Genomic DNA, 19,609 nt, shown 5'->3' with positions numbered 1-19,609 from the left:
GCTGCTACGCGCCGGCGCGTAGCAGCGGGGTGGGCGACGAGGGGAGCCGAGGGTGGTCCTGACACCGGTCCAGGTCCGGGTGCGCTCGAAGGCCTCGGGGATCACCGTCTGCGGCACCCGCACGAACCAGGCGACCAGCGCACCGAGCACCAGGGGCAGGAGGTCCTCTCAGTCGGGGTGGCTGAGCAGGTACCGGCCGAAGTGCGGGACGGTGAAGGCGATCTGGCCGCGCTCCGCGGAGTAGACCAGCCCCTTCTTGATCAGCGAGTCCCGCGCGGGGGAGAGGGACGCCGGCTTGCGGCCCAGCGAGACCGCGACCTCCGACGTCGCGACCGCGCTCCCGTTCGGCCCGCCCAGCTCGGCCATCGCGTGCATGTACTCCCGCTCGGCCGGGGTGGCCCGGTCGTAGCGGGAGCCGAAGAACCCCACGGCCAGTTCGGCCTCGGCGACCGGCGCGGCCATGGCGACGTCGGCGGCGGTGACGGGTGAGGCGGCGGCGACGTCCCACGTCACCTTGCCGTAGGCCTGCACGAAGTACGGATAGCCGTCGGCAGCGGCGTAGAGGGCGTCGAGCGCCTCGGGCTCGAAGGTGACCTCCTCCCGCTCGGCCGGTGCGAGCAGGGCCCGGTCGGCGGCGGCGCGGTCCAGCCGGTCGATGCGCAGGTAGCGGAACAGCCGCTCGGAGTAGCTCTTCGACGCCGACAGCACCGCCGGCAGGTGCGGCAGCCCGGCGCCCACCACGATCAGTGGCGCGCCCTGCTGGGAGAGCTCGTGGCAGGCCGCGCAGATCGCCGAGACGTCGTCGCTCTGCACGTCCTGCATCTCGTCGATGAACAGCGCCACGCCCTTGCCCACGTCGGCCGCCAGCCCCGCGGCGTCGCTGAGCAGCTCGACCAGGTCGATCTCCATGTCGCCGGAGTCGGCCCGCCCGCTCGACGCCGGGACGTCGATGCCCGGCTGCCAGCGGTCGCGCACCTTCGCGTCAGCCGTCTGCCGCAGCGCGAACGCCTTGAGCACCCCCAGGACAGCGTCCATCGACTCCTGGTCGGGGTGCCGCAGCTCGCGCAGCGCCATGTGCAGCGCCGAGGAGACCGGCCGGCGCAGCGACTGGTCCGGCCGCGCCTCGATCTTGCCGGTGCCCCAGCCGCGGCTGATCGCCGCCGAGCGCAGCTGGTTGAGCAGCACCGTCTTGCCCACCCCGCGCAGCCCGGTGAGCACCAGCGAGCGCTCCGGGCGGCCGTGCGCGATCCGCTCCAGGACGACGTCGAAGGCCGACAGCTCGCCGTCCCGGCCGGCCAGCTCGGGCGGGCGCTGCCCCGCGCCGGGGGCGTACGGGTTCCGCACGGGGTCCATGTCGAGCACCGTATGGCCTCGTCTAGGCCGGACCGTAGACGTCGGTAGAGCCTGCTAGGGCGTGTCGCGCAGCGCGGCGAGGTGTGCGGCCAGCACCTCGCGGACCCGGTCGGGCGGCAGCGCCGACGGGCGGGTCACGGCGTGCACGGTCAGCCCGTCCAGGACGGCGTGCAGCCGCTCGCCCTCGAGGTCGACGTCGACGTCGGCGCGCGCCGCCCCCTCCGCGACCAGGACCTGGACCACCTGGGTGCAGAACTCGTGGAGCTCGGCGGCCGACCGGTCGCGCAGCTCGGCCAGGCGCGCGTCACGCTGCACGAGCGGCTCACGCCGGCGCTCACCCGGCTGGAGAGCTGGCTGTCGCGCGCCTCGGGCGAGGCGGTCGCGTGGGTGCTGCTCCTGCTCGGCCTGTACCTGGTCGCGGGCGCCTTCCCGCCGACCTGAGCCGCGCTGTCACGGCCGCGGTCTCCTCCCGACACCCTCGTCCGGGTGTTCCCCGCGGGCCGTGGGCCGATGCCTCAGGCGGCCGGCTGCTCCCCGGCCTCCGGACGTGGCGGGAGGGCGCAGGCCGCCGTCCCCCCGGGCAGGCGCATGCGGTTGGCCGCCACCACGCGGTAGACCACGTCGGCCAGCAGGCGGATCAGCGGCAGCTGCAGCAGCCGGCCCAGCAGCGCCCACCCGGACCCGGCCTCGCGCAGGGCGGCGGCGACCGCGCGGGCGCCGCCGACGACCGCACCGGTGCGCGGCACCCACAGCGCCTCCCGCTGGGCGCGGGCCGCGGTGGTGCCCACGGCGGCGAGGTCCGCCCCCTGCCAGGGGACGACGGCGCAGTCGGCGGGCAGCACCCGCCGGGCCACGCCGGCCGAGCGGGTGCAGAACCCGCAGTCGCCGTCGTAGACCAGGGCCGGTCTGTGCACGGTCTCCACCTCTCGCCAGTACGCGTTCCCCGTCGATCATGGGCCCGTTTCCGGGGACACGCGACGACGCGCCGGGACGGGCTGCGGAAACCCCGTGAGCGTCTGGCGCCGTCTCGACCGAACGCGGGGCGCCCCGGAGACGGCGGCACACAGGGTGCTGACAGGCGCCGCCACTAGCGTGGCCGGCGTGCTGAGGTTCCTCGTCAAGGTCGTCCTCATGGCCGCCGTCTTCTACGGCGTCGCCTACCTGCTGAACGGCATCGAGGTGATCCCGAACCCCGACGGGCCGCTCGGCGAGCCCGGCACCTATCTCTGGATCGCGCTGCTCTTCGCGGTCGTCAACGCCGTCGTCGGGCCGGTCCTGCGGCTGCTGTCGCTGCCGTTCGTGCTGGTCACGCTCGGGTTGTTCCTGCTCGTCGTGAACGCCGCGCTGCTCGGCATCACCGCTGCGATCACCGACCGGCTGCAGGTCGACGGCTTCGGCACCGCGATCGTCGGTGGCCTGCTGCTGGCCATCGGCGGCTGGGTGGCCGACCAGCTCACGCAGCGGCGCTGACACCGGCCGCGTCGTCGTGACGACCGGCACCGTCCGGGACTAGCGTCAGTGGATGGCCCGCACCACCGGCACGGTCCCGGCGATCCCGGTACCGGCCCCCGCGGACGACGGCACGCCCGCCGCCGCGACCGAACTCGCCGCCCTGGAGGCGGCCACCCACGACAAGCACCGCCTGCTGCAGCAGGCCGCCCAGGAGGCGCTCGCCCGCGGCCCGGGGCTGCCCGCCGGCTGCGGCGCCGACGACGTCCCGGCGCTGATGCGCCGCTACTACTGGAGCGAGCCGGCCGCCGAGGTCCTCGACCAGGACCCGGCCGACCTCGCCGCGCTGGCGCTGCGACACCTGCGGCTGGCCGAGGTCCGCCCCGAGGGGTCGGCGACCGTCGACGTCCAGCAGCTCCCGGCCCGCGACGGCGCCGGACCCCGCTCGATGGTCTTCGTCGTCACCGACGACATGCCCTTCCTGGTCGACTCGGTCACCGCCGAGGTGGTCCGGCAGGGCTTCCGCCTGGAGCACGTCGTCCACCCGGTGCTGGTGCTCCGCCGCGACGTGGCCGGCCGGATCCGGGCGTTCTGCGACAGCGCCGAGCCCGGCGCCTGCGGCCCCGACGCGCTCGCCGAGTCCTGGATGGCCGTCGTCCTGGACGGGCCGCTGGACGACGAGGCGACCGGTGACCTGGTCGCCGGGCTGCGCACCGTGCTGGCCGACGTCCGGGCCGTGGACGAGGACGCCGACCGGCTGCGGACCCGCGTCCTGGAACTCGCCGACCGGCTGGTGCGGGGGGTCGGGCCGGGAGCTGGCACGGAGCACTCCGAGGACCCGGCCGACGACCCTGCCGAGGCGGCGGCGCTGCTGCGCTGGCTCACCGACGGCAACTTCGTGCTGCTCGGCGCCCGGGACGTCGACCTGGTGCGCACCCGGGGCCGGACGACGGCCCGCCCGGTCGCCGGCAGCGGCCTGGGCGTGCTGCGGGGGGACGCCGACATCGCCACCGTCCCCGAGGCCGCGCCGGGCACGACGCTGCTCGCGGTGACCAAGGCCGACGCCCGCTCCACGGTGCACCGCCGTGCCTATCTCGACCTGGTCACCGTCACCCTGCCGGGCGCCGACGGCGGCCCGGCCCGGCAGCACCGGCTGGTCGGCCTGTTCCCGTCGGCGGCCGCCGCGCACACCGTCCGCGAGGTGCCGCTGATCCGCCGCCGGGCTGCCGAGGTCGTGGAGCGCTCCGGCGTCCCGGCCGACAGCCACACCGGCAAGGCGCTGCTCGACATCCTCGAGACCTACCCCCGCGACGAGCTGTTCCAGGTCGGCACCGACGAGCTGCTGCCGGTCGCGCTGGCCGTGCTGCACCTGCAGGAGCGCCGGCAGACCCGGCTGTTCCTGCGCCGCGACCCCGGCGGCCGGTTCTGGTCGGCGATCGTCTACCTGCCCCGGGACCGGTACACGACCGAGGTCCGCACCCGCGTGCAGCAGCTGCTGCTCGAGCGGCTCGGCGGCACGAGCATCGAGTACACCGCCCGGGTCACCGAGTCGGTGCTGGCCCGGCTGCACTTCGTCGTCCGCCCGCCGGTGGCACGCGGCGGGCGGCCCGCGCTGGCCGACGTCGACGTCCCCGCGCTGCAGGACGCGCTGGCCGCCGTCGTCCGCAGCTGGGCCGACGAGCTGGCCGACGCCCTCAAGGCGCGGTACGGCGCGGACGCCGAGCGCCGCTTCGCGCGGGTCGCCGACGCCTTCCCCGTCGTGTACCAGGAGGACTTCCCGGCGACCACCGCCGTCGAGGACCTCGAGCGGCTCGACGGGCTGGCCGAGGGGGAGCTGGGCCTGGTGCTGCGCCGGCCGTCGGGGGCGTCGTCGTCCGAGCCGCGGCTGGCGGTCTACCGGGTGGGGGAGCGGCTGCTGCTGTCCGACGTGCTGCCGGTGCTGCAGCACCTGGGGGTCGACGTCATCGACGAGCGGCCCTACGAGATCGACCGGATCGGCGCCCCGCTGGCCTGGATCTACGACTTCGGGCTCACCGCGCCGGCCGGCGACCTGCCCTTCCCCGGCTCGCTGCCCGAGCGGTTCACCGAGGCGCTGTCGGCGGTGTGGCGCGGGGACGCCGAGGACGACGGCCTGGGCGCGCTGGTGCTGCTGGCCGGGCTGAACTGGCGGCAGGTGACCGTCGCCCGGGCGTACGTGCAGTGGCTGCGCCAGGCCGGCCTGCCCTTCGGCCAGCGGTACGTGGAGACGACGCTGGCCGCCCACCCCGACGTCGTCGCCCGGCTGGTGGCCCTGTTCGAGACCCGCTTCTCCCCGGGCCGGGACGGCGGGCGGGCGACGCGCCAGGAGGAGCTGGCCGCCTCGCTGCGGCAGGCGATCGGCGAGGTGGAGTCGCTGGACGCCGACCGGGTGCTCACCGCGATGCTCGCCGCCGTCCTGGCCACCCAGCGCACGACGTACTACGCGGGCGGCCCGTTGGCGCTCAAGCTGCACCCCGCCGAGGTGCCCGACGTGCCCGAGCCCCGGCCGGCCCGCGAGGTGTGGGTCAGCTCGCCCCGGGTCATGGGCGTGCACCTGCGCTTCGGCGCCGTCGCCCGCGGCGGGCTGCGCTGGTCCGACCGGCACGAGGACCTGCGCACCGAGGTGCTCGGCCTGGTCAAGGCGCAGATGGTGAAGAACACCGTCATCGTGCCGACCGGCGCCAAGGGCGGCTTCGTCGTACGCACCCCCCCGCCGGAGAGCGCCGGCCGCGACGCGTGGCTCGCCGAGGGGCAGGCCTGCTACCGGCTGTTCATCGGCGCCCTGTTGTCGCTCACCGACAACCTGGTGGACGGCAAGGTGGTCCCGCCGGAGCGCGTGGTCCGGCACGACGGGGACGACACCTACCTCGTCGTCGCCGCGGACAAGGGGACGGCGACCTTCTCCGACCTGGCCAACGCCGTCGCGCTCGAGCGCGGCTTCTGGCTGGGCGACGCGTTCGCCTCCGGCGGCTCGGTCGGCTACGACCACAAGGCCATGGGCATCACCGCCCGCGGCGCCTGGGAGTCGGTGACCCGGCACTTCCGCGAGCTCGACCTGGACGTGCAGAGCCAGGACTTCACGGTGGTCGGCGTCGGCGACATGTCCGGCGACGTCTTCGGCAACGGGATGCTGCTGTCCGAGCACATCCGGCTGGTGGCCGCCTTCGACCACCGGCACGTCTTCGTCGACCCCACGCCCGACGCGGCCACCTCCTTCGCCGAGCGGCGGCGGCTGTTCGGCCTGCCGCGCTCGTCGTGGGCGGACTACGACCCCGCGCTGATCAGCCCGGGCGGCGGCGTGTGGCCCCGGACGGCGAAGGCCATCCCGGTCAGCGAGCCGATGCGGGCGGCGCTGGGCCTCGCCGACGACGTCGACACCCTCTCGCCGGTGGAGCTCATCCGCGCGGTGCTGCTCGCGCCGGTCGACCTGCTGTTCAACGGCGGCATCGGCACCTACGTCAAGGCCTCCACCGAGAGCGCGCTGGACGTGGGGGACAAGGCCAACGACGCCGTCCGGGTCGACGGCCGGGACCTGCGGGTGCGCGTCGTGGGGGAGGGCGGCAACCTCGGTCTCACCCAGCGCGGCCGGGTCGAGTACGCCCTCCACGGCGGCCGGGTGAACACCGACGCCATCGACAACTCCGCCGGCGTGGACACCTCCGACCACGAGGTCAACATCAAGATCGCCCTGGACCGGGTGGTCGAGGCCGGGGAGCTGGACGCCGAGGGCCGGGCGGCGCTGCTCGGCGAGATGACCGACGAGGTCGCCGTCGCCGTCCTGACCGACAACCACGCACAGAACGCCACCCTCGCCGTCGAGACGACCTCCGCGCGCAGCCTGCTCGACGCACACTCCCGGTTCCTGCGCGCGCTGGAGCGCTCCGGCCGGCTGGTGCGCAGCGTCGAGTTCCTGCCCGACGACCGCCAGCTCCTCGAGCGGCGGCGCGACGGGCACGCGCTCACCGGCCCCGAGCTGTCGGTGCTGCTGGCCTACGCCAAGCTCGAGACCGGTGACACCGTCCTGGCCTCCGGCCTGCCCGACGACCCGGCGCTGGAGGAGCTGCTGGTCGGCTACTTCCCGGCCGAGCTGCGCCGCCGCTTCCCCGCCGCGGTCACCGGGCACCCGCTGCGCCGGGAGATCATCGCGACCGCGCTGACCAACCGCGCGGTCAACGTGGCCGGGGTGACCGGGCTGTTCCGGCTGTCGGAGGAGACCGGCGTGCCGCTGGCCGGCGTGGTGCGGGCGCACGCGGTGGCCCGGTCGGTGTTCGAGGTGGACCGGTTGTGGGACGCCGTCCGCCCGCTGGACAACCGCGTGCTGGCGACCACGCAGGTGGAGCTGCGCACGGAGGCGACGCGGCTGGCCGAGCGGGCGGCGCGCTGGCTGCTGCGGCTGCCGGAGCTGACCGCCGAGCGGTCGACCCCCGTGGGGGAGGTGACGGACCGGTTCGGCGCACCGGTGGCGGCGGTCCGCGCCGGGCTGCCGTCGTGGCTGCTGGGCGCCGAGGCGGCCGCGTTCGCCGAGCGGACCGACCGGCTGCGGCGGGCCGGCGTGCCCGAGCCGCTGGCCGCGGAGGTGGCCGCGGCGCCCCTGCTGCCGGCCGCGCTGGACCTGGCCGTCGTCGCCGAACGCACCGGCGCCCCGATCGAGCTGGCCGGGCAGGTGCACCAGGCGGTGGCCGAGCGGCTGGCGCTGGTGCCGCTGCGGGAGCTGGTCGTGGCGCTGCCGCGGGACCGCCGCTGGCCGGCGATGGCCCGCGCCTCGCTGCGCGACGACCTGACCGGCGAGCAGGCCGCGCTCACCGCCGAGGTGCTCACCGGGCGGACGGGGGACGCCGAGGACGCCGGCGCGCTGGTGGAGCGCTGGGTGTCCGGCTGGGACGGCGCGCAGCAGCGGGCGGCCGCGCAGCTGGTGGACATCGCATCGGGGGAGCGGCAGGAGCTGGCCGAGCTGCTGGTCGCCGTCCGGACCCTGCGCGGCCTGCACCGCCGCACGTGACGCTCCCGGCTCCCACCGCCGATCTCGGTGGTGAGCGGCGGCTACGCGTGTCTGGCGTCGAGCCCAGAGAGCCGGGACGCCGGTCGACGAGGTGGCGAGGCTGTGCGGACCACCTGCCTCGCGGTGTGGTCGCCGTCCTCGCGGTACAGCGCGCGGACGGGGACCGTGAGGCGAGGACGGCGTCGAGCGGCGTCTACGGCTCTCTAGCGTCAGGGCCAGAGAGCCCGAGACGCGGTCAGAGAGGCGGACGGCGCTCGCCGAAGCGGGTGGCGTGCTCGAACGCGTGCCCGACCTCGAGCACCCGGCGGTCGGCCCGCGGCGGCGCGATGACCTGCAGCCCCACCGGCAGGCCGTCGGGCGTGAACCCGCCCCGCACCGACAGCGCCGGGCAGCCGGTCGGGGTGATGAGCGTGCAGGAGCGCATCCAGGCCAGGTAGTCCGCCAGGGGCTCCCCGTCGATCTCGGTGGGGTACTCGACCTCCACCGGGAACGGCAGCACCTGCGTGGTCGGCGCCAGCAGGATGTCGTAGCGGTCGAAGAAGGCCACCACGCGTTCGTAGAGGGCCGTGTGCGCCATCTCGGCGCGGGCGACGTCGGCGCCGGTCAGCCCGGCCCCCAGCGAGGCGTTCCAGCGGATCGACTCCTTGAGCCGGTCCGGGTGCTGCCGCGCCAGGTCGCTGAAGGTCGCGTCGAACACCCAGGCCCGCAGCGTGCCGAAGACGTCGTCGGCGCCGGAGAGGTCGGGGCAGTCGGGTTCCACGGTCGCGCCGAGCTGCTCGAACACGGCCACGCTCTCCGCGAGCACCGCGGTGATGGCCGGGTCCACCCGCACCCGCCCGCCGAGGTCCGGCGCCCAGGCCACGCGCAGCCCGTCCAGCCGCTCGGGCAGCGGCGCGGCGAACGGGGCGCCGGGGTCGTCGAGGGAGATCGGCACCCGCCGGTCCGGCCCGGCGATCGCCGAGAGCACCAGCGCGACGTCGGCCACGGTGCGCCCCATCGGGCCCTGCACCGACATCTGCGACCAGCCCATCGCGGCCGGCCAGGTCGGCACCCGCCCCGGCGTGGGCCGCAGCCCGACGACGTTGCAGAACGCCGCCGGGTTGCGCAGCGAGCCGCCGAAGTCGCTGCCCTCGGCGACCGGCACGAACCCCGCCGCGAGCGCCGCGGCCGCGCCGCCGCTCGAGCCGCCCGCCGACAGCCCGTGCCGGTACGGGTTGTGGGTGACGCCGAAGACCGGGTTGAAGGTGTGCGAGCCCGCGGCGAACTCCGGCACGTTGGTCTTGCCGACCCGCACCGTGCCCGCGGCGCGCAGCCGGGCGACCACCAGCTCGTCGTCCGCCGGCACGGTGTCGGCCAGCGGAGAGCCCCAGGTGGTGCGCATGCCGCCGGTGGCGTGGGTGTCCTTGTGCGCGACCGGCAGCCCGTGCAGCGGGCCGACGTCCGCGCCGGCGGCCAGCGCGGCGTCGGCGGCGTCGGCGGCCGCCCGGGCGCCCTCGGCGTCCCGCGTCACCACCGCGTTCACCCGGCCGTCGAGCCGCTCGATGCGCTCCAGGCAGGCGTCGGTCAGTTCACGGGCCGACAGCTGCCGGGACCGGATCAGCGCGGCCAGCTCGGTCGCCGGCAGGAGGCAGAGCTCATCGGTGGTGGTCACCTGGGAACTCTGACACGCGATGACACCGCGGTCCTTCCGGACCGCACCGTGACCACGTGCCGTCCCCGGTCTGCGCGGAGCCCTCCCCGGCCCTCGTCGCGGAGGCCTCCGGCCCCCACTCCTCAGCCGCCTCGCAGGGCGGCTCACCTCTGGAGGTCAGGACGCCGGGTCGGGGGGGACGACGTCCGGGACGTCCTGCGGGCCCGCCTCGGCCGGGCGGGGCCGGTCCTGGCGGTGCAGGCGGACGGCGACCAGCGCGACGTCGTCCTCGGGCCGGCCGTCGACCAGCCGCTCGAGCACCTCGTCCAGCAGCTGCTGCAGCGGCAGGTGGGCCACCTCGGCCAGCGCCTCGCGCAACCGCACGATCCCGGCGTCCAGGTCGGCGTCGCGCCGCTCGACCAGACCGTCGGTGAACAGCAGCACCGTGGACCCGCGGTCCAGGGTCACCACCGACTCCCGGCGCTCGACCTCGTGGTCGACGCCCAGCAGCAGGTCGCCCTTCCAGGCGGCCAGCTCGGCCACGCTGCCGTCGGGGTTGATCACCAGCGGCGGCAGGTGCCCGGCGTTCGTCCAGCGCATCCGGGAGAGGCCGCGCCGGCGCTCGTCGTCGGTCTGCTCGAAGCGGGCCACGGCGGCGGTCGCCAGCACGTGGGTCTGCAGCACCGCCATCGAGGCGTCCAGCCCGCGCAGCACCTCGACCGGCGGCGCGTCGCTGTAGGTGGCGATGCCACGCAGCAGCCCGCGCAGGTGCCCCATCGCCGCGGCCGCCTCGGTGTCGTGCCCGACGACGTCGCCGATGACCAGCATCGTCGCCCCGCTGGGCTGCAGGAACGCGTCGTACCAGTCGCCGCCGACCCGGGCGGCCTCGACGGCGGGCAGGTAGCGGACGGCGATCTCGGCGTGGTCGGGCTCCGGCGGCTCGGTGAGCAGGCTGCGCTGCAGCCCCTCGGCCAGTTGCTGCTGCTGGGCGTAGAGCCGGGTGTTGTCCAGGGCCAGGCCGGCGCGGTCGGCGACGTCCTGCGCGGTGGCGAGGTCCTCGCGGGACATGGGGTCGCTCGGGGCCGAGTAGAGGGTCAGCACGCCGAGGGTGCGCCCGCGGCCGCGCAGGGGCAGGCAGACCGCCGAGCCGGGCGCCAGCGCGTCGAGGAGGTCCCGCGCCTCGCCGGAGGGCAGCAGGTGCCGCACCTCCGCGGCACCGGCGCGCACCGCCTCGCCGGCCAGCAGCGCCCGGGCCACGGGGGAGGTGGCCGGCATGGCGTCCAGCCGGACGGCGGCGTAGCGCTCGACCAGTGCCCGGGCGGTGGGCTCGTCGTGCCACCAGCCGACGTCCCGCGGGCGCCCGTCGGCGTCGACCACGGTGACGATGCACCACTGCGCCAGGCCCGGGACGATCAACCGGGGCAGCCGGCTCGTGGCGGCCTGCGCGTCCAGCGTCCCGGCCAGCTCCGCGCTGACCTGCGCGAGCAGCGCCAGCCGCTGCGCCGAGCGCTCGGCCCGCTTCCGCTCGGTCACCTCCATGAAATAGACCGACAGGCCCTCGGGGGTCGGCCAGGCACGCAGCTCGTACCAGCCGTTGAGCGGCGCGGGGTAGTGCGCGTCGAAGTGGACCGGCTGCCCCGACCGGACGGCGCTGCGGTAGCTCTTCTCGAAGACGCTGTTCACCGTCGCCGGGAACGCCGTCCAGATGACCTCGCCGAGCAGTTCCTCGCGACTGCGGCCCAGCAGCCGCTCGGCCTCGGCGTTGACGTGCGTGAAACGCCACTCGGGGTCCAGCGAGTAGAAGCCCGCCGGCATCGCCTCGAGCACCCGGGTGACGCGGACGTCGCCGGTGCGGTCCTCGGTGGTGTCGTACGCGGCGCCGAGCAGGCGGACGGCGGTCCCGTCGGGGCCGGCCAGCGCGCGCCCGCGGGCCTGCACCCAGCGGGTCTCGCCGTCCGGGCGGACGACCCGGTACTCCGCCTCGAAGTCGCCGCAGAGGTCGATGCAGGCACGCAGCGCCTCGCTGACGCGGGGCAGGTCGTCGGGGTGCAGCCGCCGGTTGAAGGCGGTGATCGTGCCGTCGAAGTCCGCGGGGGTGTAGCCGAACACTCCCATCAACGGGTCGTCCCACACCAGCTCGCCGGACCGCAGGTCCCAGTCGAAGGTGCCCACGCCGCCGGCGTCCATGGCCAGCCGCCAGCGCAGGTGCTGGCGCTCGTACTCGCCCGTCAGCGCCGCGTACTCGAGCTCGGTCACGACCGAGGCGGCGAGCTGGCGCAGCGTCGCGGCGTCGGTCTCCGACCACTCCCGCGGCACGGGGTCGAACACGCACAGCGTGCCGACGACGTGCCCCTCGCCGTCGGTCAGCGGGGCACCGAGGTAGGCGACGACGAGCCCGCCGCTCACCTGCGGCAGGTGCCGCACCCGCTCGTCGGCCCGGGCGTCCGGGATGGCCAGCACCCGCGTGTCGGCCGCGGCGAGCGTGCAAGGGGTGTCGGCCAGCCCGGTCTCGCGGGTCGCACTGCCCGGCGGCAGCCCGGCGACCCCGGCGACGGACTGCACGTCGTCCAGCAGGGAGATCTGGCCGGCCTGCACACCGAGCAGGCGGGCGGCGAGCTCGACCAGCCGGTCGACGGCGGGTGAGACGCTCTGCGCGATGCGGAGGCGGCGGGCGGCGCGGGTGCGAGCGAGGTCGCCGCGCAGCGCCTCCGCCGCCGACTCGAGGTCGGACGCGCGCACGGCGTCGCGCTGCCGCGGGGATCCCTCCACCGGTACCTTTCGCTAGTCGACGCCCGGCCGGGGGTGCCCGAGGCCGCAGGCGGCCACGCTCTTCGGGCCGACGCGTCCCCAGAGTTATGCCATGCCCTCTCGGTTGGGCGCAATGATCCCGACGCAGATCACCTCCGTGGCAACAGCGCGTGTCAGCTCAACGGGAGGCCCGCTCCGCCGGGACGACGAGGGTCAGCGCGCTGCCGCCGGGGTGTTCCACGTGGAACCCGGCGCGGCGCAGCAGCGCGCGCAGCCGGACGACGTCCCCTGGCTCGCCGGTCGTGGTGGCCAGCAGCCGGGCGACGCGGCCCTTGTGCGCCTTGTTGAAGTGGCTCACCACCGCCCGCGTGCCGTCGGGGCGCTCGCTGAGCACCTCGAGGGTGACCGCGCCGGGCACCGGGGCCAGCGCGGCGTAGGCGCCGCTGCGCAGGTCGACCACGAGCTCGTCGACGGCGCCGAGCACCGTGCCCAGCGCCGGCCGCCACAGGCCGCGCAGCGTCGGCAGGCCGGGCAGCGCCGAGCCGGCCGACAGCCGGTAGGCCGGGATGCGGTCGGTGCCGCGGACCACTCCGAACAGCGCGGACCCGACCGCCAGCCGCCGGTCGGCCCGGGCGCGCTGCGCGCGGGTCAGCGACCGCACGTCGAGGGCGTCGTAGAGGACGCCGGTGTAGCGCTCCAGGGCGGGCAGCGTCGGCGCGCCGAGCAGCTCCGCGTTGCACGTCACCGCGTCGTCCTGTGCGGCCGACAGGCCCAGTGCGGCGCGGGCGGCCGGCCGGTCGGCCGCGAGCTCGACCAGCGCCTTGACCAGGCCGGCGCGGACGTCGGTGAGCTCCGGCCAGGAGAGTGCGGCGAGGTCGAGCGGAGCGCCGTCCCCACCGGGGGCCTTGGTCTCCGACGGCGGCAGCAGGACGAGCACGACAGGCCACACTACGTGTCCACAGACCGCGTGTCGGATCCCGGTGCCGTCTTCTGGCGGGCCGCACCGGGGGTGTCACGGACCACACTCTGACCCTGCCGCCTCCGAGCCCCGGAGGACCGTCACGGACAGAGAGGACCGGTCGCCGGGGCCCTGGGGACGGTGGGCACCGCGACCGGCACAGAGGCGTGCCGGCGCCGAGGAGGAGGAGCGTCCGTGGCAGGCAACAAGGCAGTCATGTACATGGGGCCGGGCAGGGTCGAGGTCGCCGACCTGGACTACCCCGGGCTGGAACTGAAGGAGGGGCCGGGGGTCAACCCGGCCAACGTCGGTCGCAAGACCCCGCACGGGGTCATCCTCAAGACGGTCAGCACCAACATCTGCGGCAGCGACCAGCACATGGTCCGCGGGCGGACGACGGCGCCCGAGGGGCTGGTCCTGGGTCACGAGATCACCGGCGAGATCGTGGAGAAGGGCGCCGACGTCGAGTTCCTCGAGGTCGGTGACATCGTCAGCGTGCCGTTCAACATCGCCTGCGGCCGCTGTCGCAACTGCAAGGAGGGCAAGACCGGCATCTGCCTGAACGTCAACCCCGACCGCCCGGGCTCGGCCTACGGCTACGTCGACATGGGTGGCTGGACCGGCGGCCAGGCCGAGTACGTGATGGTCCCGTACGCGGACTGGAACTGCCTGAAGTTCCCGGACCGGGACCAGGCGCTGGCCAAGATCCGCGACCTGACGATGCTGTCGGACATCTTCCCGACCGGCTACCACGGCTGCGTCACCGCCGGGGTGGGCACCGGGTCGACGGTCTACATCGCCGGGGCCGGCCCCGTCGGGCTGGCGGCGGCCGCCTCCGCCCACCTGCTCGGCGCCGCGGTCGTCATCGTCGGCGACCTCAACGCCGACCGGCTGGCCCAGGCCCGCAGCTTCGGCTGCGAGACCGTCGACGTCTCCCAGGGCGACCCCAAGGACCAGATCGCGCAGATCCTGGGCGAGCCGGAGGTGGACTGCGGCGTCGACGCGGTCGGCTTCGAGGCCCGCGGGCACGGCAAGGACGCCGAGCGCGAGGCGCCGGCGACCGTGCTCAACTCGCTGATGGACATCACCCGGGCCGGCGGGGCCCTCGGCATCCCCGGCCTCTACGTGACCGGTGACCCGGGCGCGGTCGACGAGGCGGCGAAGACCGGGTCGCTGTCGATCCGGCTGGGCCTGGGCTGGGCGAAGTCGCACGCGTTCACCACCGGCCAGTGCCCGGTCATGCGCTACAACCGCCAGCTGATGATGGCGATCCTGCACGACCGGGTGCAGATCGCGAAGGCGGTCAACGCCGAGGTGATCCCGCTCGAGGACGCGCCGCGGGGCTACCAGGAGTTCGACCAGGGCGCGGCGAAGAAGTACATCCTCGACCCGAACGGGATGATCCCGGCCGCGTGAAACCGGCGATCATGGCGCCGTGGCCACCTCCGGCCCGTCCGGGGTGGTCCCGGCGCCATGATCGCGCCGAGGCGGCGGTCACCACCTGGTGCAACAACGGCGAAGCCGCAGCTCAGCCTGTGAGTTCGACCACCACGGGCGCGTGGTCGCTGGCCCCCTTGCCCTTGCGCTCCTGCCGGTCTATCAGGGCATTCGTCACCCGGGCGGCCAAGGCGGGTGAGCCCAGCACGAAGTCGATCCGCATGCCCTCGCGGCGGGGGAAACGCAGCTGCGTGTAGTCCCAGTAGGTGTAGACGCCGGGGCCGGGCGTGTACGGCCGGACGACGTCGGCGTACCCCGCGTCGACGATCGCGCGGAACGCGGCCCGCTCGGGTTCGGAGACGTGCGTGGAGTGCGCGAAGACCCGCACGTCCCACACGTCGTCGTCCTGCGGGGCGATGTTCCAGTCGCCGACCAGGGCGACCTGCGCGCCAGCGTCCTGGGCCAGCCAGCCGGTGGCCGCCGTCCGCAGCGCCTCCAGCCAGCGCAGCTTGTACTCGTAGTGCGGATCGGTCAGCGTGCGCCCGTTGGGCACGTAGAGGCTCCACACCCGGACCCCGCCGCACGTGCCGCCCAGGGCGCGGGCCTCGGGCGCGGGGTCGAGCCCCTCCTTCGCGGACCAGGTCGGCATCCCGGGGAAGCCGACCTCGACGTCCTCCAGGCCGACGCGGGAGAGCAGCGCCACCCCGTTCCACTGCGAGTGGCCGACGTGCGCGACCTGGTAGCCGAGGTCGGTGAAGCGCGACTCGGGGAACTGGTCGTCCCGGCACTTCGTCTCCTGGAGAGCCAGGACGTCGACGTCGGAGCGCTCCAGCCAGGCGACCACCCGGTCGGCGCGGGTGCGGATCGAGTTGACGTTCCAGGTGGCGATGCGCACGGGGACCGACCATACGGAGTGCCCGTCGGGCGGTGTCCCGGCTTCCGGGGACCGGGCCGGGGGTGAGTCCGTCCACCCGCGGGGTACACGGCGGGCGTTCACGCAGGTGGGGCGGCGGAACGGCGGCACGGCGGCACGGTGGTGGGAGCATGGCCGCGAGACGGGGCCGGACCTGGACAGCGAGGAGAGCGCGTGAGCGAGCACGAGTGGGACCTGACGCGTCCCATCGGCCCGTCGCGGCCCCTGCCCCCACCGCCCAACTCGTCCCCGCCCCGGTCGCACACCCCGGGCCGCGGTTTCCCCGCGGTGCTGGGCCTGACCCTGCTGAACGCCGTCCTCCCGGGGACGGCGTTCCTCGCCGCCGGCCGACGCCGGCTGGGCGCCCTGGTGCTCGTCGGCTTCCTGCTGCTGGTCGGCGTCGCCGCCTGGCTGGCCACCGCGGGGCAGCGGGCCGCCGCGCAGGTCGCCGTCGACCCGACCGCGCTCACGTGGGTGTTCGGCGGCGTCGTCGTGCTGGGGCTGCTCTGGGTCCTCGTCGTCGTGGGCGGCTACCGGGCGCTGCTGCCGCCCCGGACCTCCCGGGCCAAGCACCTGCTGGGCGGCGCCCTGGTCGCGGCGCTCGTGGCCGGGGTCGCCTACCCGGCGGTCACCGTCGGCCAGGTGGCCCTCGCCCAGCGGGGGCTCATCGACGGGCTCTTCGCCGACCGCGAGTCGGCCACGGTGACCGAGACCGCGGACCCCTTCGGTGACCAGGAGCGCGTCAACGTGCTGCTGCTCGGCGGGGACGGCGGCGAGGGGCGCGAGGGCGTGCGCACCGACACCGTGATCGTGGCCAGCGTGGACACCGACACCGGGGACACGACGCTGTTCAGCCTGCCGCGCAACCTCGAGGACCTGCCCTTCCCGGCGGACAGCCCGCTGAGTGAGGTCTACCCGGACGGCTTCGACGCCGGCAGCGAGAGCGAGAGCCTGCTCAACGCCGTCTACCGCAACGGCCCGGCCGCGTACCCCGACGTCCTCGGGCGGACCGACGACCCGGGCGCGGACTTCCTCAAGCTCGGCGTCGGCGAGGCGCTCGGCCTGGACATCCACTACTTCGTGCTGGTCAACCTCGACGGGTTCAGCCGGCTGGTCGACGCCCTCGGCGGGATCACCGTCAACGTCAACTACTGGGTGCCCATCAACGGCAACCCGGGCACCGGCGAGCTGCCCGACGACTACATCGAGCCGGGGCCGGACCAGACCATGGACGGCGCGCGGGCTCTGGCCTTCGCCCGCGGCCGCTTCGGGCTCACCGACTACGACCGGATGGCCCGCCAGCGCTGCACGATCGACGCGATCATCGACGCGGCCGACCCGGTGACCCTGCTGGAGCGCTACCAGGAGCTGGCCGCCACCACGCAGGACATCGTGAGCACCGACATCCCGCAGTCGGCCCTCGACGACTTCGTCGACCTGGCGTTCCTGGTCAAGGACGCCGAGGTCCGCAGCGTCGTCTTCGACGACACCGTGATCGACCCGGCCTACCCGGACTACGACCGGATCCGCGCGATCGTCGAGGACGCGATCACCCCCACCCCGGCGGGCGACGACGCTGCCGACGGCACCGCCACGCCGACCCCGACGCCCACCCCGGCTCCGGGTTCGCCGACCCCGGCACCGGGGGCTCCCGCGGGTGACGCCGCGACGGTGACCGACGTGGCCGACGCCTGCGCCTACGACCCCGTCCGGGCCGCCGAGGCGCGGGCCGCCGGTGAGCCCCCGAACCAGGCCGACTGAAGAGGGCCACCCTTCCCCCGACGCCCCGCACACTCGGCGCGGGTCCCTGGAGGGTGGCCGTTCCAGTACCTCACCAGGGACGGGGCCCGGTCGCCGGTCCGCCGCGCGACCTAGGGTCGACGGCATGACCTCACCCGCCGGGGACGGCCGCGAGCGGCTCGTCGCCATCCTCGCGGCCGGCGTCGCCGTCGTCCTGCTGGTGTCGGCGGGCACCTGGTTCGTCAGCGACCAGGCCGTCGTGGGCATCGCGCAGCTGTTCCTCGGCGCCGTCCTCGCCGTGGTCGCCGTCGTCCTGTACCGGCGCGCGCAGCGCCGCTGATTCCCGAGGCGCGTTTGCGGTCAGAGGTGGCGCGTACCACGCTGTGGACCCACCGGAGACGACCGAGCGGAGGTCAGGCGTGAGGCTGGACAAGCAGGAGCTGCTGCGCGTGCTGCACACGGAGGGCGACAATGAGACCGCCGACAAGGTGGCCGCGCAGTTGCCCGACGAGATCGACACCGACCGGGACGGCGCCGCGCTGGAGGCCATCGGCCTCGACCGCACGCAGCTGATGGCCAAGCTGGCCGGGGGCGGCTTCGGCGGGACCATCGCCCCCTGACGTCGTCCGGGGGGCTCAGCGGCGGCGGAGTCCGGCGCCCAGTTCGACGGCGTGGTCGAGGAACACGCCGACCACCTCGGGGTCGACGTGTTCGGCCGCCGTGAGGTCGAGCGCACGGACCTGCCGCCCGGTGCCGGTCAGCCGTCGTTCCGGGTCGGGCAGCCGCGCACCGTGCTCGAACACCAGCTGTACGCGGTCCGCCGTCGGGAACACCGCGCAGACGAACCCGGCCACCGGGTCGCGGTAGTTGATCGAGTGCCAACCGCGCCGCACCCGCTCCTCGAGCTGCGGGTGCGCGTCGAGCAGCACCGTGCGCAGCCGCTGGGCGGTGGCCACCACCGTCTCGGGGTGCTCGCTCAGCAGGTCGTCGGCCTCGGGGTCCCTGGGCATGGGCGCAGCCTGGCACCGGGCACCGACACCCGGGAGGGTAGCGGTGCCCGGACGGGGTCCTTCGTCAGCCCGTGAAGGGACGCTCCCGGGCCAGCTCCTCCTTGGCGACCCCCCGGATGTGCACGGCGTCCGGGCCGTCGACGATCCGCAGCGTGCGGGCGCTGGCGTAGAAGCGGGCCAGCACGGTGTCGTCGCTGACGCCGGCGCCACCGTGCAGCTGGATCGCCCGGTCGATGACGGCGAGCGCGACGCGCGGGGCGGCGACCTTGATGCCGGAGATCTCGGTGCGGGCGCCCTTGGCCCCGAACTTGTCGATCAGGTCCGCGGTCTTGAGCACGTAGAGGCGGGCCTGGTCGATCTCCATCCGGGAGAGGGCGATGCTCTCGCGGACCGTGCCCTGGTCGGCCAGCGGGCGGCCGAAGGCCACCCGGTTCTGCGAGCGCTCCACCATCAGCGCCAGGGCCCTCTCGGCCATGCCGATGGCGCGCATGCAGTGGTGGATACGGCCGGGGCCGAGCCGGGCCTGCGCGATCATGAAGCCGTCGCCCTCGCCGGCCAGGAGGTGCGACGCCGGCACGCGGACGTCGGTGAACCGCAGCTCGGAGTGGCCGTGCTGGTCCTGGTACCCGAAGACCGGCAGGTGCCGGACGACCTCGAAGCCGGGGGTGTCCCGGGGGACCAGCACCATCGACTGCTGGCGGTGCGGCGGCCCGTCGGGGTCGGTCTTGCCCATCACGATGAAGATCTGGCAGCGCTCGTCGGCGGTGCCCGTGATCCACCACTTGCGCCCGTTGATCACGTATTCGTCGCCGTCGCGCACGATCGAGGTCTGGACGTTGCGGGCGTCGGACGACGCGACGTCCGGCTCGGTCATCGCGAAGCCCGACCGGATCTCGCCCTCCAGCAGCGGCTGGAGCCAGCGCTCCTTCTGCTCGGGCGTGCCGAACAGCATCAGGGTCTCCATGTTGCCGGTGTCCGGCGCCCCGCAGTTGGTGACCTCGGGGGCGATCACCGGCGACCAGCCCATGATCTCGGCGACGGAGGCGTACTCCAGGTTGGTCAGCCCGCCGAGCTCGTGGTGGAAGAGGTTCCACAGGCCGCGCTTGCGCGCCTCGACCTTGAGCTCCTCCAGCACCGGCGGGTGCTCGTGGTTGTCGTGACCGCGTTCGGCGCGCCACGCGTCGTAGACCGGCTCGGCGGGGAAGACCTGCTCACGCATGAAGTCCCACATCCGGCCGCAGACGTCCTCGGCTCGGGCGGAGAGGGCGAAGTCCATGAGCGCAACGTAGAGCCTGGGGTGACCGGCGTCTCGCGAGGGGTCCGGCTCCGTCCCCGGCTCCACGTCCGGGGGGCC

At 74.9% G+C, this 19,609-nt stretch carries 16 protein-coding genes; 7 read left to right on the top strand and 9 right to left on the bottom strand.

The genetic code is table 11. From position 1 onward, the window contains the following. Positions 1–168: 168 nt before the first annotated feature. Both ACI78Z_RS12930 and ACI78Z_RS12925 read right to left on the bottom strand, forming a co-directional pair. On the bottom strand, positions 169–1,353 hold the full coding sequence (locus tag ACI78Z_RS12930) for an AAA family ATPase (protein ID WP_457036940.1): 1,185 nt from the start codon (positions 1,351–1,353) through the stop codon (positions 169–171). Between the two features lie 54 nt (positions 1,354–1,407). Beyond that, positions 1,408–1,668 (bottom strand): TetR family transcriptional regulator C-terminal domain-containing protein, encoded by a 261-nt coding sequence (locus ACI78Z_RS12925; RefSeq protein ID WP_457036939.1) that lies wholly within the window; start codon positions 1,666–1,668, stop codon positions 1,408–1,410. On the opposite strand from ACI78Z_RS12925, the gene ACI78Z_RS12920 reads away from it, so the two are divergent. Next, on the top strand, positions 1,612–1,794 hold the full coding sequence (locus ACI78Z_RS12920; RefSeq protein WP_457036941.1) for a hypothetical protein: 183 nt from the start codon (positions 1,612–1,614) through the stop codon (positions 1,792–1,794). The genes ACI78Z_RS12925 and ACI78Z_RS12920 overlap by 57 nt on opposite strands. Before the next feature lie 74 nt (positions 1,795–1,868). On the opposite strand, the gene ACI78Z_RS12915 is transcribed toward ACI78Z_RS12920, so the two are convergent. After that, complete coding sequence (locus tag ACI78Z_RS12915) at positions 1,869–2,267, bottom strand: thiol-disulfide oxidoreductase DCC family protein (RefSeq protein WP_457036938.1); 399 nt, start codon at positions 2,265–2,267, stop codon at positions 1,869–1,871. A 187-nt stretch (positions 2,268–2,454) separates the two neighbouring features. On the opposite strand from ACI78Z_RS12915, the gene ACI78Z_RS12910 reads away from it, so the two are divergent. Beyond that, positions 2,455–2,823, top strand: coding sequence for a phage holin family protein (locus ACI78Z_RS12910; protein ID WP_457036937.1), 369 nt, complete (start codon positions 2,455–2,457; stop codon positions 2,821–2,823). A 52-nt stretch (positions 2,824–2,875) separates the two neighbouring features. Next, positions 2,876–7,819 carry an NAD-glutamate dehydrogenase gene (locus tag ACI78Z_RS12905; protein WP_457036936.1) on the top strand — a complete coding sequence of 1,648 codons (4,944 nt, stop codon included), beginning with the start codon at positions 2,876–2,878 and terminating at the stop codon, positions 7,817–7,819. 235 nt (positions 7,820–8,054) lie between these two features. On the opposite strand, the gene ACI78Z_RS12900 is transcribed toward ACI78Z_RS12905, so the two are convergent. The 3 genes from ACI78Z_RS12900 to yaaA all read right to left on the bottom strand — a co-directional run bounded on the left by ACI78Z_RS12900 (position 8,055) and on the right by yaaA (position 13,134). Beyond that, a complete protein-coding gene (locus ACI78Z_RS12900; protein ID WP_457036935.1) occupies positions 8,055–9,470 on the bottom strand; it encodes an amidase in 1,416 nt (471 codons plus the stop codon). A gap of 156 nt (positions 9,471–9,626) precedes the next feature. Continuing rightward, positions 9,627–12,188: a SpoIIE family protein phosphatase gene (locus ACI78Z_RS12895; protein WP_457036934.1), complete on the bottom strand. Its 2,562-nt coding sequence runs from the start codon at positions 12,186–12,188 to the stop codon at positions 9,627–9,629. 187 nt (positions 12,189–12,375) lie between these two features. Continuing rightward, on the bottom strand, positions 12,376–13,134 hold the full coding sequence (gene yaaA, locus ACI78Z_RS12890; protein ID WP_457036933.1) for a peroxide stress protein YaaA: 759 nt from the start codon (positions 13,132–13,134) through the stop codon (positions 12,376–12,378). 216 nt (positions 13,135–13,350) lie between these two features. On the opposite strand from yaaA, the gene fdhA reads away from it, so the two are divergent. Then, positions 13,351–14,571 carry a formaldehyde dehydrogenase, glutathione-independent gene (gene fdhA, locus ACI78Z_RS12885; protein WP_457036932.1) on the top strand — a complete coding sequence of 407 codons (1,221 nt, stop codon included), beginning with the start codon at positions 13,351–13,353 and terminating at the stop codon, positions 14,569–14,571. 112 nt (positions 14,572–14,683) lie between these two features. On the opposite strand, the gene ACI78Z_RS12880 is transcribed toward fdhA, so the two are convergent. Next, entirely contained in the window at positions 14,684–15,487 is an 804-nt protein-coding gene (locus tag ACI78Z_RS12880) for an exodeoxyribonuclease III (RefSeq protein ID WP_457036931.1), read from the bottom strand. Positions 15,488–15,679: 192 nt separating this feature from the next. On the opposite strand from ACI78Z_RS12880, the gene ACI78Z_RS12875 reads away from it, so the two are divergent. From ACI78Z_RS12875 to ACI78Z_RS12865, 3 genes are all read left to right on the top strand, one after another. Beyond that, a complete protein-coding gene (locus ACI78Z_RS12875) occupies positions 15,680–17,266 on the top strand; it encodes an LCP family protein (RefSeq protein ID WP_457036930.1) in 1,587 nt (528 codons plus the stop codon). 124 nt (positions 17,267–17,390) lie between these two features. Next, positions 17,391–17,585 carry a hypothetical protein gene (locus ACI78Z_RS12870; RefSeq protein WP_457036929.1) on the top strand — a complete coding sequence of 65 codons (195 nt, stop codon included), beginning with the start codon at positions 17,391–17,393 and terminating at the stop codon, positions 17,583–17,585. 79 nt (positions 17,586–17,664) lie between these two features. After that, on the top strand, positions 17,665–17,865 hold the full coding sequence (locus ACI78Z_RS12865) for a hypothetical protein (protein ID WP_457036928.1): 201 nt from the start codon (positions 17,665–17,667) through the stop codon (positions 17,863–17,865). A 15-nt stretch (positions 17,866–17,880) separates the two neighbouring features. Here ACI78Z_RS12865 and ACI78Z_RS12860 read toward each other — a convergent pair whose 3' ends face one another. Further along, entirely contained in the window at positions 17,881–18,255 is a 375-nt protein-coding gene (locus ACI78Z_RS12860; protein WP_457036927.1) for a DUF1801 domain-containing protein, read from the bottom strand. Between the two features lie 64 nt (positions 18,256–18,319). Next, a complete protein-coding gene (locus tag ACI78Z_RS12855; RefSeq protein ID WP_457036926.1) occupies positions 18,320–19,531 on the bottom strand; it encodes an acyl-CoA dehydrogenase family protein in 1,212 nt (403 codons plus the stop codon). Positions 19,532–19,609 lie beyond the last annotated feature (78 nt).

The sequence above is a fragment of the Geodermatophilus sp. SYSU D01176 genome (genome assembly GCF_054050015.1).
This window is presented reverse-complemented; position numbering and strand designations above follow the sequence as displayed.

What these genes read in the sequence shown, in the direction of transcription:
- ACI78Z_RS12860 (WP_457036927.1), bottom strand. Translation starts at nt 18,255, where the DNA reads ATGCCCAGGGACCCCGAGGCCGACGACCTGCTGAGCGAGCACCCCGAG.
- ACI78Z_RS12905 (WP_457036936.1), top strand. Translation starts at nt 2,876, where the DNA reads ATGGCCCGCACCACCGGCACGGTCCCGGCGATCCCGGTACCGGCCCCC.
- ACI78Z_RS12870 (WP_457036929.1), top strand. Translation starts at nt 17,391, where the DNA reads ATGACCTCACCCGCCGGGGACGGCCGCGAGCGGCTCGTCGCCATCCTC.
- ACI78Z_RS12930 (WP_457036940.1), bottom strand. Translation starts at nt 1,353, where the DNA reads ATGGACCCCGTGCGGAACCCGTACGCCCCCGGCGCGGGGCAGCGCCCG.
- ACI78Z_RS12855 (WP_457036926.1), bottom strand. Translation starts at nt 19,531, where the DNA reads ATGGACTTCGCCCTCTCCGCCCGAGCCGAGGACGTCTGCGGCCGGATG.